General features: G+C 46.5%; 21 protein-coding genes. 15 read left to right on the forward strand and 6 right to left on the reverse strand.

Going from position 1 to position 19,582, the window contains the following annotated elements; all coding sequences use genetic code 11:
• Positions 1–252: 252 nt before the first annotated feature.
• The 13 genes from ACESYO_RS00160 (at position 253) to mobQ (ACESYO_RS00220) (ending at position 12,805) form a co-directional block, all read left to right on the forward strand.
• The gene (locus ACESYO_RS00160) at positions 253–462 is read left to right on the forward strand and encodes an LLM class flavin-dependent oxidoreductase (RefSeq protein WP_430661831.1); all 210 of its coding nucleotides are present in this window, start codon (positions 253–255) and stop codon (positions 460–462) included.
• A gap of 4 nt (positions 463–466) precedes the next feature.
• A complete protein-coding gene (locus tag ACESYO_RS00165) occupies positions 467–673 on the forward strand; it encodes a DUF3847 domain-containing protein (protein WP_087235256.1) in 207 nt (68 codons plus the stop codon).
• A gap of 429 nt (positions 674–1,102) precedes the next feature.
• On the forward strand, positions 1,103–2,800 hold the full coding sequence (gene mobQ, locus ACESYO_RS00170) for a MobQ family relaxase (RefSeq protein WP_373209091.1): 1,698 nt from the start codon (positions 1,103–1,105) through the stop codon (positions 2,798–2,800).
• A 293-nt stretch (positions 2,801–3,093) separates the two neighbouring features.
• Positions 3,094–3,261 (forward strand): FibroRumin family radical SAM-modified Cys-rich RiPP, encoded by a 168-nt coding sequence (locus tag ACESYO_RS00175; protein WP_087235290.1) that lies wholly within the window; start codon positions 3,094–3,096, stop codon positions 3,259–3,261.
• Positions 3,262–3,301: 40 nt separating this feature from the next.
• Positions 3,302–3,415 carry a hypothetical protein gene (locus ACESYO_RS00180; protein ID WP_242969733.1) on the forward strand — a complete coding sequence of 38 codons (114 nt, stop codon included), beginning with the start codon at positions 3,302–3,304 and terminating at the stop codon, positions 3,413–3,415.
• On the forward strand, positions 3,409–4,812 hold the full coding sequence (locus ACESYO_RS00185; RefSeq protein ID WP_373209094.1) for a FibroRumin system radical SAM peptide maturase: 1,404 nt from the start codon (positions 3,409–3,411) through the stop codon (positions 4,810–4,812). Before ACESYO_RS00180 ends, ACESYO_RS00185 begins: the two co-directional genes overlap by 7 nt.
• Before the next feature lie 135 nt (positions 4,813–4,947).
• Entirely contained in the window at positions 4,948–7,071 is a 2,124-nt protein-coding gene (locus ACESYO_RS00190; RefSeq protein ID WP_087235287.1) for an ATP-binding cassette domain-containing protein, read from the forward strand.
• Positions 7,072–7,231: 160 nt separating this feature from the next.
• Positions 7,232–8,998 (forward strand): recombinase family protein, encoded by a 1,767-nt coding sequence (locus ACESYO_RS00195; protein WP_373209230.1) that lies wholly within the window; start codon positions 7,232–7,234, stop codon positions 8,996–8,998.
• A gap of 78 nt (positions 8,999–9,076) precedes the next feature.
• The gene (locus ACESYO_RS00200; protein WP_022030172.1) at positions 9,077–9,271 is read left to right on the forward strand and encodes a transposon-encoded TnpW family protein; all 195 of its coding nucleotides are present in this window, start codon (positions 9,077–9,079) and stop codon (positions 9,269–9,271) included.
• A 133-nt stretch (positions 9,272–9,404) separates the two neighbouring features.
• On the forward strand, positions 9,405–9,701 hold the full coding sequence (locus ACESYO_RS00205) for a P-loop NTPase family protein (RefSeq protein WP_070087571.1): 297 nt from the start codon (positions 9,405–9,407) through the stop codon (positions 9,699–9,701).
• A 185-nt stretch (positions 9,702–9,886) separates the two neighbouring features.
• Positions 9,887–10,720: a methyltransferase domain-containing protein gene (locus tag ACESYO_RS00210; protein WP_002584969.1), complete on the forward strand. Its 834-nt coding sequence runs from the start codon at positions 9,887–9,889 to the stop codon at positions 10,718–10,720.
• Positions 10,721–10,841: 121 nt separating this feature from the next.
• Positions 10,842–11,147, forward strand: coding sequence for a DUF3847 domain-containing protein (locus ACESYO_RS00215; protein WP_002584968.1), 306 nt, complete (start codon positions 10,842–10,844; stop codon positions 11,145–11,147).
• A 239-nt stretch (positions 11,148–11,386) separates the two neighbouring features.
• Positions 11,387–12,805: a MobQ family relaxase gene (gene mobQ / locus ACESYO_RS00220; protein ID WP_373209231.1), complete on the forward strand. Its 1,419-nt coding sequence runs from the start codon at positions 11,387–11,389 to the stop codon at positions 12,803–12,805.
• A 189-nt stretch (positions 12,806–12,994) separates the two neighbouring features.
• Here mobQ (ACESYO_RS00220) and ACESYO_RS00225 read toward each other — a convergent pair whose 3' ends face one another.
• The 6 genes from ACESYO_RS00225 to ACESYO_RS00250 form a co-directional block, all read right to left on the reverse strand.
• Positions 12,995–13,351: a helix-turn-helix domain-containing protein gene (locus tag ACESYO_RS00225; protein ID WP_016147209.1), complete on the reverse strand. Its 357-nt coding sequence runs from the start codon at positions 13,349–13,351 to the stop codon at positions 12,995–12,997.
• A gap of 187 nt (positions 13,352–13,538) precedes the next feature.
• On the reverse strand, positions 13,539–14,729 hold the full coding sequence (locus ACESYO_RS00230; RefSeq protein WP_002587438.1) for an AI-2E family transporter: 1,191 nt from the start codon (positions 14,727–14,729) through the stop codon (positions 13,539–13,541).
• Positions 14,730–14,741: 12 nt separating this feature from the next.
• Positions 14,742–16,277, reverse strand: coding sequence for a cardiolipin synthase (gene cls / locus ACESYO_RS00235; RefSeq protein WP_002587439.1), 1,536 nt, complete (start codon positions 16,275–16,277; stop codon positions 14,742–14,744).
• A 28-nt stretch (positions 16,278–16,305) separates the two neighbouring features.
• Positions 16,306–17,286, reverse strand: a complete 981-nt coding sequence (locus tag ACESYO_RS00240; protein ID WP_002587440.1) for an alpha/beta hydrolase — start codon at positions 17,284–17,286, stop codon at positions 16,306–16,308.
• Between the two features lie 29 nt (positions 17,287–17,315).
• Complete coding sequence (locus ACESYO_RS00245; protein ID WP_178139613.1) at positions 17,316–17,468, reverse strand: hypothetical protein; 153 nt, start codon at positions 17,466–17,468, stop codon at positions 17,316–17,318.
• Between the two features lie 13 nt (positions 17,469–17,481).
• Positions 17,482–17,838 carry a helix-turn-helix transcriptional regulator gene (locus tag ACESYO_RS00250; protein WP_002587442.1) on the reverse strand — a complete coding sequence of 119 codons (357 nt, stop codon included), beginning with the start codon at positions 17,836–17,838 and terminating at the stop codon, positions 17,482–17,484.
• Positions 17,839–18,067: 229 nt separating this feature from the next.
• Here ACESYO_RS00250 and ACESYO_RS00255 point away from each other — a divergent pair, with 229 nt between their 5' ends.
• Together ACESYO_RS00255 and ACESYO_RS00260 are read left to right on the forward strand one after the other, a co-directional pair.
• Positions 18,068–18,685, forward strand: coding sequence for a TetR/AcrR family transcriptional regulator (locus ACESYO_RS00255; RefSeq protein WP_349232194.1), 618 nt, complete (start codon positions 18,068–18,070; stop codon positions 18,683–18,685).
• Positions 18,682–19,569 (forward strand): ABC transporter ATP-binding protein, encoded by an 888-nt coding sequence (locus tag ACESYO_RS00260; RefSeq protein ID WP_002587444.1) that lies wholly within the window; start codon positions 18,682–18,684, stop codon positions 19,567–19,569. Before ACESYO_RS00255 ends, ACESYO_RS00260 begins: the two co-directional genes overlap by 4 nt.
• Positions 19,570–19,582 lie beyond the last annotated feature (13 nt).

Raw genomic sequence — 19,582 nt, forward strand, 5'->3', positions numbered from 1 at the left:
AAATCATTTTGCGGAACAGTGCTTCTCGCCCCGGTGAACCGGGTGCATGGAACCATGGGAAATTGCACGGTTTCAAGCCAAATCACACGAAACAGAAAAGTCGGAAGGTGCGACCTGTGGACAGGACATCACACCGGCAATTCTGGACGGATTTGTTGACGAGAGAATTTTTCACGACACAGCGAAGCGGTTATGCCAGAGGGCATACCGGCTTCGCTTTTTTATCAAGTAAATTTAGGAGGATTTTTTATGATGACGGTACGCAACGAGATTAAGGCACAGATCGTCCGGGCGGGATACACCATGCAGGAGGTAGTTGACCGGCTCCATGAGGAATACGGCTGGTCGGACAGCGTTTCCAACCTATCGGCCAAGCTCCAGCGGGAATCTATCCGCTACAAGGAGGTCGTGGAGCTGGCTGATGTGCTGGGCTATGACCTGATCTGGCAGAAACGGAGGTAAATCTATGACAAGTGAAGAAAAGAAACTGTTGCAGGCAAAGCACCGCTTGGAGGAAGCCCAGGCACGGGATCGGGTGAAGGAGCGAAAAGCCCGGACAAGGCGGCTCATTCAGGAGGGCGCAGTGCTGGAAAAAGTGCTGCCGGAAGTACAGGCGGTAGGGCTTGACAATCTGGAAGAATACCTGCGGCGAAAGCTGGCAGGATACGATTGAAAACGGCTGGGAGGTCTCCGGGAAACCGGGGGCCTTCCTCTTTTTTATCCCGAAGGGCGCACTTACTCACCACCTGCTAAAGCAGGCGGTGGTAGCCCTCCCGTTGGTCGGGCACGTGCGCTCTCCGAGGGGGATTGCAGCTCCTGCGGGAGCCGCTGGACAAGGCTGCATTTCTGCCAAACTGCCAGCCATGTCCACGCAGCCGGCGCAGGGTTTTCCGTTTTGGAAGCCCCTGTTCATGGGGTGGTATATTGCCACCCCATCCCGCCGCCTGCCTGCGTCAACCTGCCACCGGCAGCTTGACACAGATACAGGGGTGGAACGAATCGTTCCGCCCCTGCTGGTGGTGTGTCGCATTTCACGACGTACTGAGCGAAAACAAGGGTGCCCTGTTTTGGGGCACCCCTTTCAGAAAGGACAAGGTGATTTATGGCGATTTATCATTTGGAGGCCAAGATGGTCAGCCGTGGAGCCGGACGCTCCGCCGTGGCTGCTGCGGCCTATCTGAGCTGTTCCCGGATGCTCAACGAGTATGACGGAGTGCAGCACGACTACACCCGCAAACAGGGACTTGGATGGCGGCAGGTTTTTCTGCCAGCCACGGCCCCCGCAGAGTGGCAAGATCGAGAAACCCTGTGGAATGCTGTGGAGGAAACCGAAACCGCAAAGGACAGCCGCCTTGCCCGTGAATTTGTGGCGGCGCTGCCCATAGAACTGAGCCGGGAGGAACAAATCCAGCTCCTGCAAGATTTCATCAAGGAGCAATTTGTGGCAGACGGAATGTGCGCCGATGCTGCCATCCATGACCCATATCCTCCCGGACACAATCCCCATGCCCATATTCTGCTGACGGTGCGCCCACTGGATGAAAAGGGGAAATGGCAGTACAAGACCGAGAAAGAATATCTCTGCGTCAAAGACGGCGAGGAACGGGGCTTCACCGCTGCTGAGTTCAAACAGGCACAGGGCGATGGCTGGGAGAAGCAGTATCAGTACAAGGTGGGCAAAAAGAAGGTGTATATGACCCCGTCCGCAGCGCAGGCGCAGGGCTATGAACGGGTGTCCAAGTACCCTAAAAGCACCAAATTTGGCAGACAGAACCCCATCACGGAACGATGGAACAGCGACGAGCAGCTTGTCCTGTGGCGGGCTGCATGGGCGGATGTGGCAAACCGCCATCTAGAGCGCACCGGGCACGAAGAACGCATCGACCACCGCAGCCATGCTGAGCGTGGCCTGTTGGAGCGGCCTACGGTCCATGAGGGTGTGGTCGCCAGATCCATGGAGAAAAAGGGCATTATCTCTGACCGGTGCGAACTGAACCGGCAGATCAAGGCCGACAATGCCCTGCTCCGGGAACTGAGAGGACAGGTCAAAAAGCTGGCGCAGGCAGTTAAAAGCACCCTACCGGCGCTTGCCGAGGCCATGGAAAATCTGCGAAAAAATCTGTTGCTATTCTGCTATCAGCTGGGGTATCTCCGCAAAGGCAAGGAGCGTCTGAACACTTCACTGAATACCCTGCGCCCTGCCCTCACACAGTACAACCAGCTGGCAAAGGACATTCGGGATAAGACAAAAGAGCGCCGCAGCCTGCTTACCGAGAAAAAGGCGCTCTCTGCTGTCCATGTATTTCGACACCGGGAGCTGGCGGCTAAGATAGCGGTTCTGACAGAGGATTTGGAGGAACTGCGTTCGGAGAAAAATATGCTTTTGGCATCGCTGGCATATACCGAGGAAGATGCCGCCGATAAATTTCCTAAAGACATTGCCGCCATGGAGCAGAGCCTGAAACGGCTGGAAGAACAGGAACAGAAGCATTCTGCCGAGCTGGACGCTGCCCTGACTGAGTATGCCGGGCTTCGGGAGCAGGCACAGGGCTTTGACCTGGTGCAGCTCTATGAAGCAAGACAGGCCATTCGTCCCAACAAGGAACAGGAAGCGGAGAATCGGGCACAGCAAGTTTACGGCGAGAAGTACAACCCTCTGCTGCTGTTTGACAGCAAAAAGGCGGTTTCCCGGATGCTACATGAAGATATGGAGCGGCAGGCTGTGCGGCGAATGGTGCGTCAGGCGCAGAAGGAGCAGCAGATATGGCATAATAAAAAAGATAAAGAGCGAGACCGATAATGGTTCGTGCATTGCCTCGATATAGTTGCTGCGATAAACAGGAGATAACTCTTAAAAAAGAATTTATACCAAAGATACGATAAAGGCCAAAATGCCCGAAACAAAAGGGTTTTCTGGATTTTTTACGTTTGTTCCCAGCAACGTGCTTCTATATATTGCTGTTGATATCGCTTTTTATACTATATATAGTGTGTTTCAAGGCTTGTAAAACCCGTATTCCTTGTATCTTGACAATTGACAAAAAGTGCTATATTATTAGGAAAGAGAAAATAGATGAGGAAGGAGGGAATCTTATGATTCGTATTGGTTCTGACGCATACGAAGCTCTGCTGGGTAACATCGGCAAGGAGGCACTTTCGTACGCTGCTTCTTGCATTGGTCAGTGCACTGGTTGTATGTGCAACTGTCGGTGTTCTTGCTCTGGTGGTTGTGTTTCTGATTTTGAATGGGAGGTAATTTGAGATGAGTGCTAATAATGCTCAGTATATGCAGCTCTTTGGTATGATTTGCAACGAGGCTGTTGTAATGGCCCGCTGTGCTTGCGTGGCCTGTAATTCCTGCACTTGTGCATGCTCTTGCCGTGCGGTTCCTGAAACGGGGGAAATCGAATGGTAAATATATCTCGGTTTACCCATTCCTATGATTTGGGAGATGCAGTTGCACTCTACCATTCATTGAGAATGAAACCGGTGTATTTATCTAAAGACGCATTTGAGGGCTTGCAGGCATGGCTTGCAAGCCCTTTTTGTGACAAAATAGAAAATGCTCCGGAAAGAATCTACACAGAAGTTCAAGAACTCGCTAAGTTCAAGATACTTACTCGAGATGAGAATGAGGATGATAGGGTTCTGCAATTTGTGAGATCCAAAATTCCATCTCCTGCTGTTAATGTATGCTATATGATCTTGAGCGAGCAGTGCAATTTGGCTTGCAAATATTGCTTTCTTGGAAATAATGATTGCGCCAAACGAAGTAATTTTTTAATGGAAAATATGTCTGCCGAAACCGCAGATAAAGCCATCAACTTTTTTATCCGCCAAATTAAAGCATCCGGTTTAGATGTGGAAGAGAATAAACCGGTTTTAATTTTCTATGGTGGAGAACCCATGGTTAATTTTGAGATATTGGAGTATGCTGCTACGAGAATCAACGAGCTTCGTGAGAAAGAACAGTGTATTCGAAATATTGAAATGTCGATGGTAACAAATGGCTTGCTTCTTAATGAAGAGAAGGTTCGCAGACTTCATGAGCTTGGTGTTGCAATCGCAATTTCTATTGATGGTTTTACAGAAGAAGCAAATAGTATGCGGGTAGATGTTGCAGGGAAACCTGTTTTCTCTCGGATTCTAGAGAAGCTTGATATGTGCAAAGCAATGGGAGTTGATGTCTCTCTCTCCGTCACTTTGAGCGAAGAAACCATTAAAAACACGAAGGATATTTTGAAATTGGTTGACACTTATGGTGTTAAAGCCTTTGGGTTTAACATTATGATGTCGAGCGATACCTTTGTCCTTCCCCAAAGCTATAATGAGGCCGCAGCTCAGTTTATCATTGATGAGTTTATTGAACTGCGAGAGCGCGGAATATATGAAGATCGTATGATGCGCAAGTTAAAATCTTTTTCTAAGGCTCAAGTCTATTTTTCTGATTGCGCTGCAACTACTGGTGGGCAGATTGTGATTGCTCCAAATGGTCAAGTAGGAATATGCCATGGATGTCTTCACAACAAGCAATACTTTGTGGCACATATTGATGATGACGACTTTGTTGCTGTAAAGGACAAAAATTTTATTGAGTGGTCTCAATTAACTCCTATTAATCACGAAGAGTGTATGGAATGTCCGGCTTTAGGCATCTGCGGTGGAGGCTGTCCTATTAATGCAATGCACCTTAAACCTGGGAATACGATTCATTCTATTGATGAAAGATTTTGTGTCCATTCCAAAAAGACCTTGGAGTTTTTTATTAGAGATTTGTACCGCATTATTGTAAGCGAGCAAACAAGCGACTGATACGTCAATTGGATACTTTTTGTCGGCGAAAGCCGCTTTAGTGGTGGCTGCACTTTTAGAAGGCAGCCACCACTTGTTTTTTAATTGGACATGAGTAAACTGTATATACACTTCTAAATGTTGAGGGGGTTGAGCATGAATAATTTAATCAGTATCTGGGGTATTGAAACAAATAATTTAAAGAATATTGACATTCAACTTGCGTGCAATGGGATAAATCTTATTGTTGGCCCCTCAGGCAGTGGAAAATCCTCTCTGGCTTACGACACAATTGCCCAAATAGGGCAGCACGAATTTATGTCCATGTTTGCAGACGATGTTTCTGAGCCTACCTATCGTATAAAAGGGCATAAAAATATGGTGCCAGCGGTTCCTATTAAACAATCAAATTTTAATAATAATATACGTTCAACAATTGGGACTTATTTTGGAATCAATAGAAGTATTATCTTGATTTATTCTGCTGTTTTAGGCTTACCTGAAGATTTTTTCGTGCTTAACAAAGAGGAGAATCTTTGCGAAAATTGTCATGGCATAGGCACTGTAAAAGTACTTGATCCAAACAGAGTTATTAATTATGATGTGCCATTATGCAAAAACCCTATTCGGTGTTGGAGCCGTTACAAGGACTTCTATGCTCAAATAATCCAACAGTTTTGCGAGGATAATGGAATAGATAGCAAGAAAACCTTCCGCCAACTTTCAGCTGACGAAAAGCATTGTATTCTCTATGGTGAAAGCGAAAAAAAATATTCTGTTCGGTATAAAAAGAGTTCCGGATTTTCAAGAAGAAGCACTCGGTACTTTGGGATTATGACCGAAAAACCCATGATGGCAAAATTTATACCTTCTCCGCAATATTTTTCGGATATCACATGTGAATATTGTCACGGAAAAAAATACTCATCTCAATATGATCAATACAAACTTCTTGGCGTATCTATTGGCGACTTTATGATGATGCCATTTGTGCAACTTCAACACCACATCAAAAGAATGATATCCACAATAGTAGATAGCAACTTAACATTTGCATTAAATAATATAAATAAGTTTGTCCAAAAAGCTGTTGAACTAAATTTAGGGCATTTGTGCTTTCATAGATCAATTCCTACTCTTTCGGGGGGCGAGCTTCAACGATTAAGAATGGTTCAAGTGCTAAATACGCAATTATCTAATTTACTGTTGGTTTTGGATGAGCCATTAGCCGGATTGTCTGGCAGAGAAAAAGCTTCCGTCTATAATTGTATTACAGCTTTATCTGAAAAACACACTGTAGTAGTTGTTGATCATAGTGATGTTTTTGCGGATAGTGCAAGAATAATTATTGCATTAGGCGAGAAAGGTGGATCATTAGGTGGGCATCTTATTGATGCAAATAGCTATTTAGAAAAGCAACGGATTGTAAATAAAATGGAAGTCGCACCCGCGAAGGAAAACATTCATGTTTTAATAAACAACTCAATATATGCATATAGCGGCGTAGATATTAAGATTGGAAAAGGCTGTCTGAATCTAATTACCGGTCATTCCGGAGTTGGAAAATCCACTTTATTACGTGAATATTTCCCGCAGTATTTTGAGCAATACTTATACATTAATCAGAAACCCTTATTGGGCAATAAAAATTCTTCTGTTGCCACAGCTTTGGGAGTTTTTGTAAGGATTTCGACTTTATTTGCGAATAAGCACAAAAAAGATAGACGATTTTTTTCTAATTTAACTGGGTGTGAAGGAATGTGTCCAGTTTGCATGGGAGCCGGATATGTAGAATTTGGGACAGGATATGATGCCAAAATACAACTCCAATGCAAAGAATGTAATGGCACAGGGTTCAATAAAATACTTCAAAAATACAAGCTCAATGGCAAAAGCATATTCGATGTTTGGAATATGACAATTGATGAAGCAAAAGAGTTTTTTTCCCATTTAGACGATAAAATATCACACTCCTTAGAAGAAGCGTCTTCTTTGCTATTAGGGCATCTGAAAATCGGACAGCCCATATCAACACTTTCCGGGGGTGAAAATATTCGAATCAAACTTTTAAAAGCTATCAATTCTAGGGCAGACATATTTGGAATTGATGAACCCTTCAAAGGATTGAGTAACGACGAGATTTTTTGCGTTGTGAGATACCTAGATCGTATAAGACAAAAAGGAAGAACGATAATCGTAGTAGATCATTCTGATTCGATTAAACAATATTTTTTTAATCATATTGAATTAGTGTGTGTTGATGGAATTCTGAGAGGGTAACGCTTGGTTTGTGCATAAGAAGCAAAGGACCTCGTAACATACTTTAATTATTCAAGATATTAGGCGAAATAATCGGCGCAGAGATTTATATAAAGTCTACTGCGTCGATTTCGTGCATCACTTGCGCGAGGGTTATTTTAATCTAATCCACCCTTGACAAATCTCTTTCCAGAAAATCTTTTTGGAGAACTACGCCAGAGGGCAGCGGCTGACGAATATCCGGCACTACATCGACGACGATGAAAGCGGCAGATTTTTTGACCGTTCTGCCTACTCCCGCATGATGGAGGACGTTGAAAACGGGAAAATCGGCGTTTGCATTATGAAAGACCTTACCCGCTGGGGGCGCGACTATCTCCAAGTCGGCAACGCTATGGAGATATTCAGACGGAACAACGTGCGTTTTATCGCGGTCAACAACGGCATTGACAGCGAGAAGCCCGACACATTGGAGTTTGCGCCCTTTATCAACATCATGTCGGAGTGGTACGCAAAGGACATCAGCAAGAAAGTGAAAACGGGCATTAAGACCAAAGGCATGAGCGGAAAGCCGATTGCCACCGAAGCCCCCTACGGCTATGTCAAAGACCCGGACAACAAGGATTTTTGGATAATCGACGAGGAAGCCGCCGAGGTTGTGCGCCTTATTTTCCGTTTGTTTATCGGCGGGAAGAACCGCAACCAAATCGCCGTATATCTGAAAAACGAGCAAATCCCTACCCCCACTTTCTACATGAAAGACCGGGGACGGGGAACGTGTAAAAACAAGGCGCTCAATGAGGATAACCGCTACAAGTGGAACAAAGCCACCTTGACCCATATCCTTACGCGGCAGGAGTATTGCGGCGATGTAGTCAACTTCAAGACTACAAAGCATTTCCGGGACAAGCGGAACCACTATGTAGACCGGAGCCAATGGCAGATAACCGAAAATGTGCATGAGCCGATTATTGACCGCGCCGACTTTGAAACCGCACAGCGGATTTTGGAAAACGCGCCCGTCAGACGCCCCAACGGGGACGGGGAAATCCACCCTTTGTCGGGCTTGCTTTTCTGTAAGGATTGCGGCGCAAAAATGCACATCCGCATAGATTACAGAAACGGCGGCAAGCGGCACGTTGCCTATTGCAGCGAGTACCACAAGGGGAAAGCCAAAAACCCCAAGTGCCATTCCCCACACATCATTGACGCGGATTTGCTCATGCAGACCGTCGCGGAAGTGCTGAAGAAAATCGAGGACTACTCTATCAGCAACCGGGCGGAGTTTGAAGCCTTAGTGAAAAAGAACCTTGCCATGCAGCAGACCGACAAGACCAAGAAACAGCAGAAGCGTATCCCGCAAATCACGACGCGCCTTGAACAGATTGACAAGGTGCTGAACAAGCTCTATGAGGACAACGCCCTCGGCACGATCCCGCAAGACCGCTATGAGCAAATGTCGCAGAAGTATTCAGAAGAATACTATGCGCTGAAAGCGGAGCTTGCCGAGCTGCAAGAGCAGCTATCCGCTTTTGAGAACGCGGGCGGACGGGCGCAGAAGTTTTTGAAGCTGACGGAACGCTACGCTGCCTTTACCGACCTGACCCCCGCCATTCTCAACGAGTTTATCAGCCGGATTGAAGTGCATGAGCGCGACAAGAAAAGGGCAAAACAAGCCATTCAGCACATCGGGATATATTTCAACTATATCGGCAAATTTGAGAACGAAGTGACACAGCTTACAGAGCCAACGGAGCAGGAAATCCGGCAAATGCGGGAGAAAATCGAGGAAGCCCAAAAGGAAAAGAGCCGCGCCTACCACCGGCAGTATTCAAGGGAGTACCGGGCGCGTAACCTTGAAAAGCGACGGGAGTATGACCGCATGAAAGCACGGGAATACCGGGCAAAGAAAAAGGCACAGGAAGCCGCCGCAGCACCCGCACAGTAAAACCGAATACTGACAACCAAGAGGGATTTTCCGGGCTACGGGAAATCCCTCTTTTGCACCCAGAGAAAGGAGCCGCCTATGGCAGAACAGAACGGGACACCTCAATCCCCCGACAGTGTTATCACGACACAGAGGGACGGACAGACCATCGTTGCGGAGTTGTTTTTCAACCACAGCGGCACAGAAACATTCCGCGACAAGCTGCTCAAAGTGATACTTGCCGACAGCTTGCAGGACGGTCAAGAGCCGGAAAAAACGAAAATCACGCGATAGGAACCGCCCGGACGAAGAATGGTTCGCCGGGGCGGTTTCTATTTGAAAATCCCCATTTTCCCCAAGTCAAGAGCCGGGAAAATTCCCTCAAAAATGCCCCTCTCTCCAAACGAGGGCGCAGAAAGGAGAGTTTATGCGAACAGGGCTTCCCAAGCAAAAAAAGGTCACAGACATCTGGTTTGATGAGAAAGACCCGTTGATCCATATCCGTACCCACAACACCGACTTGAAGAAGCGGCTTGCCGCCTATGCCGAGCAGCACCCCGATGTGTGCCGCCAGACCGACGCAGACCCGGAAACGGGCTGCATGGAGTTTGACATTGAGAAAGGCCGCTTCTCTTTCCGTCTGACCGCCCCATACAGCGAGGAACGGCGGGAAGCGGCGCGGCGGTATGCCAGAGAGAGCAACGTCGCCGACAGGCTGAAATAGAGTTGAAATGTTCATAGTTTTGTGCTATACTTTTTCTAAAAGCAGAGTAATACTGCGGAATTGATTGGAGGACAACACAATGGTTACATTTATGAGATTAAGATAAAACCGCGAGTTATGTTGCGGTTATCCGTATTGCATAACTCGCTTATTGAAGCAGAGATGTAATTACGGAGGAAAAACAAATGAATAATAATTTATCACGCTTTGCAGACAGCAAGGTTTATTTTCAATGCCCAATTTGCACAAAATCAATGGATATACAAGGCAATAGCCTAATTTGTAGACATGGACATTGCTTTGATATTTCAAGATATGGGTATGTAAATTTGTTGTTAAAATCATCGCCCAAAACCAACTACAGCAAGCGGTCTTTTGACAACCGGCACCAAATTTTGGAGTATGGCATGTATGATGTTGTGTTGGAGAAAATCATACAGTTTATTTCTGATACGCCATCTATAAGAAACATTTTAGATGTTGGTTGCGGCGAGGGTTTCTATGCAAGGCAGATACAGCAAAGAACAGAACGAAACATCTTTGCCTTTGACTTGTCAAGGGAGGCAATACAGATTGCATCAAAAAAAGACAAGCGCAAAGCAGTGAAGTGGTTTGTTACTGACTTATCAAAAATCCCTTTGAAAGACGGAAGTATGGATTGTATTTTAGACATATTTTCGCCTGCACACTACAAAGAATTTCAGCGATTGCTATCTCCTAACGGATATGTTGTGAAAGTAATTCCTACGAAAAATCATTTGAGGGAAATCAGGACTAAAGTGCAAGCACACTTGAAAAATCCAGATTATTCAAATGAGTCTGTCGTTGAATATTTTGAGAAATATCTTAAAACCATTTCAAGAGAAACGGTTTCAGCCACCGTACAGTTGTCATCAGAACAAAGAATGTCGTTTATTGAAATGACGCCGCTTCTCTTTTGCGTTGAAAAAGATTGCGTTGATTGGCGTACTCTCACACATTTGACAATCGAAGCTGATGTTTTAATAGGAATGTATTAAAGGGCGTATTGATATTTAATATTCCCATTTATTGAGCAGAACGGAGTAAACCAAACACCCTAATCAAAAGGACAGCCGAGGAAATCGACTGTCCTTTTTCTGTGCCGACAGGTAGAAAGGAGTGACCACCCATGACGAAACCGAGAGAAAAAAACGCGAGGAATTGCAAGCCGAGATTGAGGACGGGAAGAAGAAAATCCGGCAGCTTGAAAATCGGGAAAAGGTGTTGCGGCAAAAGTTATCCCAAGAGGAACGCAGGACGCGCAGCCATCGGCTGATCGTCCGGGGTGCGGTCTTTGAGAGCATTGTGCCAGAAGCAAAGACCATGACCGACGAAGAAGCCGCCGCCTTTCTCCGGCTTGCCCTGACGAGCGAGGAAGCGCGGGGCTATCTGAAAAAACGCACCGAGGGCGGGAAAAGCGAATAATCCCTTTGGTACAAAGGGCGCACTTATACACCCTTACGGGTGCGTGCGCTCTGCCGAGGGCTTGTCGGCACAGAGAGAAAGCCGCTTGCTTCCCTCTCTGACCGACATTGGCGGCTTTGCCGCAACAAGGGGCTGCACCCCTTGCGCCGCTTACGCGGCTATCCCTGCACACCCACAAAAACAGTATACCCGCCTTTGGCGTCTGTACCATTTTTGCGGGTTTTCATTTTATCCGGGAGGTGATACCCATAGCCATCTATCATTGTAATATCAGCATTGTCAGCCGGGGCAAGGGCAAATCAGCCGTTGCCGCAGCCGCCTACCGAAGCGGCGAAAAGCTGACAAATGAGTGGGACGGAATGACACACGACTACACCCGCAAAGGCGGTGTTGTCCATACGGAAATTATGCTGCCACCCCACGCCCCGCCCTCTTTCTCTGACCGTTCAACCTTGTGGAACAGCGTGGAGCTTTACGAGAAAGCCGGGAACGCCCAGCTTGCCAGAGAGATTGACGCGGCGCTCCCCATAGAGTTATCCAGAGAGGAACAGATCCGGCTTGTCCGGGAATACTGTTCCTCTCAATTTGTTTCCAGAGGAATGTGCGTTGATTATGCCATTCACGACACCGGCAAGGGCAATCCCCATTGTCACATCATGCTTACCATGCGCCCCCTTGACGAGCGCGGCGCATGGGCGGCAAAGTCCCAAAAGGAATATGACCTTGATGAAAACGGCGAGCGTATCCGCTTGCCAAGCGGCAGATACAAGACGCACAAAGTTGACCTGACCGGCTGGAACGACAAGGGCAACGCCCTCTTGTGGCGTAAGGCATGGGCGGATATTTCAAACGCCTACCTTGAACGAGCCGGAAGCCCGGAGCGTATCGACCACCGCAGCAACGCCGAGCGCGGCATTGGCGAGATACCCACCGTCCACATGGGCGTGGCGGCTTGCCAGATGGAGAAGAAAGGTATTGCCACCGAGAAAGGCGAACTGAACCGGAATATCCAAAAGGCAAACCGCCTTATACGGGAAATCCGAGCGCAGATTGGAAAGCTCAAAGAATGGATTGCCGACCTGTTCAAAGCGTGGGAAACCGCCCCGGAACAGCCGCAACAATCCCCCGGCCTTGCAAATCTGCTGATGAAGTATTTGAGCGTTCAGAGAGAAAAGAGCCGGAAGTATTCGCAAAGTTGGCAAAGGCAGCACGCCGCCGATGAACTGAAAACCGTTGCAAAGGCAGTAGGCTACCATGCGCTGTCCGATCAGATTAAGGCCGCCGAGAAGCGCATGGCCGAGATTGCCGTGCTGCGCACCCACATCGTCAACTACGCCAAAACCCGCGAGACCTATGTGGCCTACCGCAAGGCCGGGTATTCAAGGAAATTCCGGCAGGAACATGAGGAGGAAATCTTGCTGCACCAGGCCGCCAAGGAAGCCTTCAACGAGCTGAATGTGAAGAAGCTGACCACCATCAAGGAGCTTCAGACCGAGTATGCCAAGCTGCTGGCGGATAAGAAAACGGCCTACGCCGAGTACCGGCAGGCCCGCGCCGCCATGCGGGAGCTGCTGACGGTCAAGAACAACGTGGATCGGGTCCTGGCGATGGAGCAGACCGAGCCGCAACAGAAAGAAAAAGACCACGGCCAGCGGTGAGCTGGTCGCGGTCAAAAGCGTTTGCAAAAACGCGCAGCCACAGATTGAAAATCTGTGTTCCAAGGGGGCTTGGGGGACTTCCCTCAACAAGCGCGTGGGGCTATCTGGATAGCCACAAGCATTGCTTGCCGCTTTCTTTGCAGAAATGAAAAGAGCCAGAGAGGAAACCGTCAAATTTCACTCACTGGCTCAATTCGCTTCAATTTTCTTAGATAGTTCTGTTAATTCCTGCATGGTCTCCTGTGTATGGTGCAGCAGGGTTTCACGCATTTCTGACGGGCAACTGGAATAAAGCATTTTCATCTGGTTGGCTCCCTCATCTTCTGGAGAAACATCCGGATTTATTAGAGAGTCCAGAGAGATGTTCAAAACCTTGGCCAATGCTCTTAAAATCAAATAGGAAGGGTTCATCTGCCCTTTTTCAATGTTGGCAATTTGTTTTACAGAAACATGGCTCAGATCTGAAAGCTCCTGCTGTGTCAGGTCTTTTTTCTTTCGGGCCTCCCGCATTATTTGACCCAAAGCGGTTAAATCGTCAATCGGCATAATCATTCACCTCAATAACATTGTATCGTGCCGATTTGTTTTGAGGAATAACCTTATTATGCCCGCTAAAAGGTATGATAATGCCGATTTTGTAATATAAAAAACGAATAGGGCGCAAAGACCCTTGATATTTTTATATCATGAGTCCTTACACCCTACTATGAGTTTTTATCTTGAGATAATTTTTTTAGGATATATTCTGTTTATGTGAATTACCCATCTGCTCTTTTTCTTGTGTTTTCAGATGCGTTTCCCGCTTATCGGTTGCTTCTTTCAAAAGAGCGTAAGTGGCTGCTGCGGCAGGTACGCCAAGCAACATACCGATTGGTCCAGCCAGATTGCCACCTATTGTGATTGCCGCTAAAACCCACATGGCAGGAAGGTTGATTTTTGCGCCCACAACTTTCGGATAGATTGCATTTCCTTCGATCTGTTGCAAAGTAAGCAGGAAAATAATGAATACCAGTGCCTTAAAAGGATTGACTGTCAGAATCAAAAATGCACCCACAAGTGTAGCAATCCAGGCACCGACATAGGGAATCAGTGCTGTTACCCCAACAAGCGCACCGATCATCGGCGCATATGGTATTCTCAGAATTAACATACCGATTGCACACAGGCTGCCTAAAATTATTGCCTCAGTCGTTTGCCCTGCTACAAAAAGCTTGAAGTTTTTTTCACAGACAGCTGCCACATGAATGCCCCGCTCGGCAAAACATGCTGGAATCCATACACGGACAATTCGGGTGATCTGACTTTTTAATTTCTCCTTATTGGCCAAAATATAAATTGAGAACACAAGACCAATCGCAAAATCGACTGCCGTCGCAACCACGCTTCCAAATGCGGAAGCAGCAGTGTCCATAATGGTGGTTCCCAATTGATTCAACCATTCATTCAAATTGTCTTTCAGTTCAAGAAAATCAATATCAATTTGGGACAGCTGTTCTCCGAATGGGATTTTAGAATAGTCAGCCGTGCTTTCAAATGCCACCAGTTGATCCAGACCATTCGTCAAGGATGATATGACAATAGATACTGCATCGATCAATTCGGGAATAACAAGAAAAGCAACACCGACAAAGACCCCTATCACCAAAATAAATGAAAGCAGGATCGCAAGCGGGCGGCGCATTTTCGTTTTCCTAGATGTCGGATGTTTGGGGAACAGATGTCTTTCAATAACCCCCAACGGAACATTCAGAAACAACGCCAAAATCAATCCAATTAAAAGTGGGTTCAGCAGGTCTTTCAACCACATCACGGCATCAGCTACATGACTAATATGTCGGATGCCAAGATAAATCAAAATGCAGGCTGTAAACGTTCCGATAATCCACTTTGATAATTTTTTGTGTGTTTCAATATCTTCAAACATTCAAGACCCTCCTTACATTAGTGGTGCAAATAGCCGCAGTATATCCTGGAGCAGATGCACTACGATATTTGTTTTGCAATCCTTTTCTGTCACCTGTTGGCATATCTCCAGCGTTTGCAGAAAATCCTCCTTGACTTCCATAACAGCTTTGGCCTCATAGAGCAGAGCACCACATTCATAGTGCAGATATAAGCTGCGAAAATCCAAATTTGTTGTCCCGACTGTTGCAGTACGGTCATCGGACACAAAGGTTTTGGAGTGGATGAAACCATTGGTATATTCGTAGATTTTAACGCCTGATTTTATCAGCTCTCGGTAATACGAGCGTGTGGTCATGTGTACCCACCATTTATCCCAGCGGTGGGGTGTGATGATGCGTATATCTACACCACTTTTTGCCGCAAGACGCAAAGCGGAAAGCATACTATCATCGACAATCAGATATGGGGTGTTGATATACACGTACTTCTTTGCATTGTTTAAGATATGCAGGTAAACGTGTTCGCCCACATTTTCTTCATCCATTGGACTGTCAGCGTATGGCTGAACAAACCCCTTTGCAGTAACAGGGCACTCTTGTTCTTTCCATGGGTAGAAGATTTCGTAGTCCTCGTCTGTATGGGTACAAATTTCCCACGTCTGTAAAAAAATTAGTGTGAAACTCCATGCGGCTTTGCCTTTCAGCATGATCGCTGCATCTTTCCAGTGTCCGTGTTTCTCAATGGCGTTGATGTATTCATCTGCCAGATTGATACCTCCGGTAAAAGCCACCTTTCCATCAATGACCGCTATTTTTCGGTGATCTCTGTTATTTTGCTTTACGGTCAGAACAGGTCGGAAGGGATTGAATACGGCGCACTGGATACCGTGTTTTTTTAGCTGCTTTGCGTAGTCTTTCGGAAGAGTGAGAAAGCAACCCATATCGTCATAAATCAGTCGCACAGTTACGCCTTGCGTGGTTTTTCGCTTCAAAACTTCCAAGATGCTGTTCCACATAACGCCTTCCTGCACGATGAAATATTCCAGAAATATGTACTTCTCGGCTTTTTCAAGTTCCGCCAAAAGTGTTTCCAGCTTTCGTTCACCCGGTGTAAGGTAATGTGTTTCTGTATCTGCATATATTGGAAACCCCGTGTATTCCTGCAAGTAATGAATTTGAGGGTAATATTCAGGCAGTTGTTTTGTTGCGCTTTCATAGCAAATGCCGGGGAGTGCATAGAGTGGTTTTGCCTTTTGTTGTGTATGGAGGACACTTTTTGCAAAGCGCCATTTCGAGGATTGTGCATTAGACAAAAGATACATCAGTCCACCAAACAACGGGAAGGTTAGGATCAGGATCGCCCATGCAGTTTTGTAGGCGCCTTTGTCTTTCTGGGAAACGATATAAAGCACCGCAATGATACTGACGATTGTCAGTAGGCGACTGAAATTTCGGGAAAGCTGACTTCCCCCAAGTACAAGGCATATAAGAAAATATACCTGTAAAAGTAGCAGGAGTATCGTCAACATCCTTCTACGGAATAAGACACGGAGCCAACGCTGGCGCATAATGATTCCCCCCCCTTCAAACTCAAATCTACGGATTCTTTTTCCGCTGTTCGCAAAATTCCCAAAACTCTTTTGCAATGCGCTCGTAGGTGCTTTTTCCTACGAGATAGCTCATACAGTGGTCAGCGCCCGGAACAATCAGCAGACGCTTTTCTGATGTACAGGCTTTATAGTTTTCGTATGTCATTTCAACTGGAACAAAGTGGTCATCTGTTCCGTGGACAAAAAGAACAGGAATTTGGCAGTGCTTCAACGCTTCTGTAGTTGAGGCAGCATCAGCATCCATTTGGATGCGCTTTTTGCACATCCTATCGGCACCTGTTTTATGCAGAGCATAAGGAATATGCAGATTGCTTTCGGAGACATGTTTCCAAATTGCATGGAGCGAAGTAAATGCACTGTCCGCTGCGATTCCAAATACATTATCCGGCAGTTCCAGTTCGGACGCCATTAGCACAGAGGTTGCACCCATGGATACCCCGGCAAGATAGATGGGAATGCTTTTTCCTGTTTTCTCGTTTATCCAATTTGTCCATGCCAGGCAATCGTAGCGTTCCAGCAAACCTAAACTCATATGGTCGCCGCCGCTATTATTTTGTCCCCGCTGCTCTGCGTAGAGTACAGAACAATGATTATTGCGCCAGAAATCTGCGATTAGACCAAAATCATGTGACCAGGAGGAACGCCACCCGTGCATGGCAACTATAGTTCTTTTCGGTTCTTCGCAGGGACACCAATGCCCAATCAATGAAATTCCGTCGTGAGCAGTGATTTCCACCACGTCACAGCCGCTTTTTTCGAGCTGACCAGCTGCCTTTTTTACAATTTCAGTGGTTTCTATCATTTCAGGTGAACCGGACACACGCATTTTTCCGTTGCTTCTGTCCTGCGGCGCAACCCGATCCATGGCGAGCTGCATCATCTTTTTGGTTAGAAGATGATGCCAAAGCACACAAATCGCACTACCGGCAGCACCTATTATCAATCCTTTTTTCAATGAATCCTTCATAGCACGTCCTTTCATAACGTGGGTATAACTTACTCTTTGTCATTGGCAGTTTTCTTACTTAATTTTCTGCGATATGCGTAATATAACAGAATCGACATTGAGGCTTTTTCATAACCAAACTTGCCGAAGCACTGGAACGCCGCATTGAGAATGGTCAATCTCTTTTCTTCGGTCAGGGCCAAAAATTTGTTCAATTCATTTCCTTCTTCTTACACAATAACCGTTTCGGTTATTCAGAGTATAGCACCAATAACCGAATCGGTCAAGTGTTAATGCAGCAAGTGTATTGATGCGCTTTTTGCAAGCGTCATCTGCGCTCATGTCTGGATAAAAGAACTGATCCACCGATATATCGAACATTGTCACCATCTGATAAAAAGTGTTCAAGCTCGGATGCTGACCGTCGTTTTCGTTATATATGATGGTGCGGGGATCACGGTCAATGATAAGGGCCAGTTGATCCTGTGTCATCCCGCTGGTTTCTCTTTTGCGCTTTATCTCGCACCCTATATCGTGGAAATCAAATTTGCGCTCATCGCGTTCAAATTTCATAGACATCACCCAATGTAATTTTATATTTCAGGTAGTAGTATTTGAACGAATTACATTTTCGTGCAACTGCTGACTTGAACACACCGGTACTTTCGAGACTAATCTTCGTTGGTCTAACAGTATAAAAAGAAAACTTTTGAATCATACTCCAAAATACTTGACCGTTTCGGTTATTGGTGCTATACTCTAAATAACCGAAACGGTTATTGTGTAAAAAGGAGGAAATGAATTGGACAAATTTTTGGCCCTGACCGAAGAAAAGAGATTGACCATTCTCAATGCGGCGCTCCAGTGCTTCGGCAAGTTTGGTTATGAAAAAGCCTCAATCAATGATATTGCGGTAGCCGCACACATTTCCAAAGCGTCTGTGTTTCAGTATTTCGGCAGTAAAAAGCAGCTCTACATTTACCTGCTGGAATACTGCAAGAAAATCATAGAGGGACTATTTGATAAGGAAGCCCTCGATTCCGAAACAGATTTGTTCGACAGGATTCTGGCATCCAGCCGCATGAAAATGGAGGGGCTCCAAAATCAGCCTTTTATCTTGCAGTTTATTACCAGTGCCTGGGAGGAAAATTCTCCCGAGGTGACGGATACGCTGGCGATCCTGACGGAGGAGACCGGCAGATTCCGAAACGATCTTGTTCTGCGGGAAGAGGATGCTTTGAAATTCAAAGACCCAGAGGATGCCCAGCCGGTCTTTCAGATGCTGCTTCTGATGGCCGAGGGCTATGTGGCCGGGTACCGGGGGGCGGCGGCTTTCGATTTTCAGGCTGTCATGGAGGATTTTGAGAAGAACATCGCAATTCTGCGGAAAAATTTTTATAAGGAGGAGTATTTGAAATGAGTGAACAAGCGATTGTCTTGAATGAATTGACCAAGCACTATGGGAAGCATCGAGGAATCAATAACCTCAGTTTCTCTGTCAACCAGGGAGAGTTTTTCGGCTTTATCGGCCCCAACGGTGCGGGTAAGTCCACCACGATCCGCACCCTAATGGGGCTGATCCGTCCCACCGGAGGCAGCGCATCTATCTTCGATTTGGACTGTCACTCCAAGGCCAGCGTCATCGCCAGGGATGTGGGCTATCTGCCCAGCGAGAACAGCTATTACGAAAACATGAAAGTCCGTGAACTTTTGCAGTACACCGCCGATCTGTACGGCATGGACTGCAAGACAAAGATGAAGGAGCTTGCCGACAGGCTCAATTTGGATTTGTCCCGCAAGATTGCAGACCTTTCTCTGGGCAACAAGAAAAAGGTGGGTATCGTGTCTGCCATTATGACTTCGCCCAAACTGATTATTATGGACGAGCCCACCAGCGGATTAGACCCACTGATCCAGCAGGCTTTCTATGATATTCTGAAGGAGGAAAACAGCCGGGGCGCTACCGTGTTTTTTTCCTCCCATGTGCTGAGTGAGGTGCAGAAACTGTGTGACCGGGTGGCCATTCTGAAAGAGGGACAGCTTATTGGCATACAGTCCATCAAAGAACTGCGTGAGAGCGGCTATAAGAAAGTCTCTCTGAGCGCAAAGGAGGCTATCCCTCGCGATTTCTTTGATTTGTCCGGCATTGCGAACTATGCGGAGACTGCGGATAAGACCTCTGTTTCCTTTATGTATAACGGAAATATCACGGCGATTATTGACAAGCTTCACCTGCTGCATTTGGACGATGTGCTTTTGGAAGAGCCCTCTTTGGAGGAAATCTTCATGCACTACTATGCGTAAGGAGGTGTCAGGC

Source organism: Allofournierella massiliensis (genome assembly GCF_964241245.1).
GTDB lineage: Bacteria > Bacillota > Clostridia > Oscillospirales > Ruminococcaceae > Allofournierella > Allofournierella massiliensis.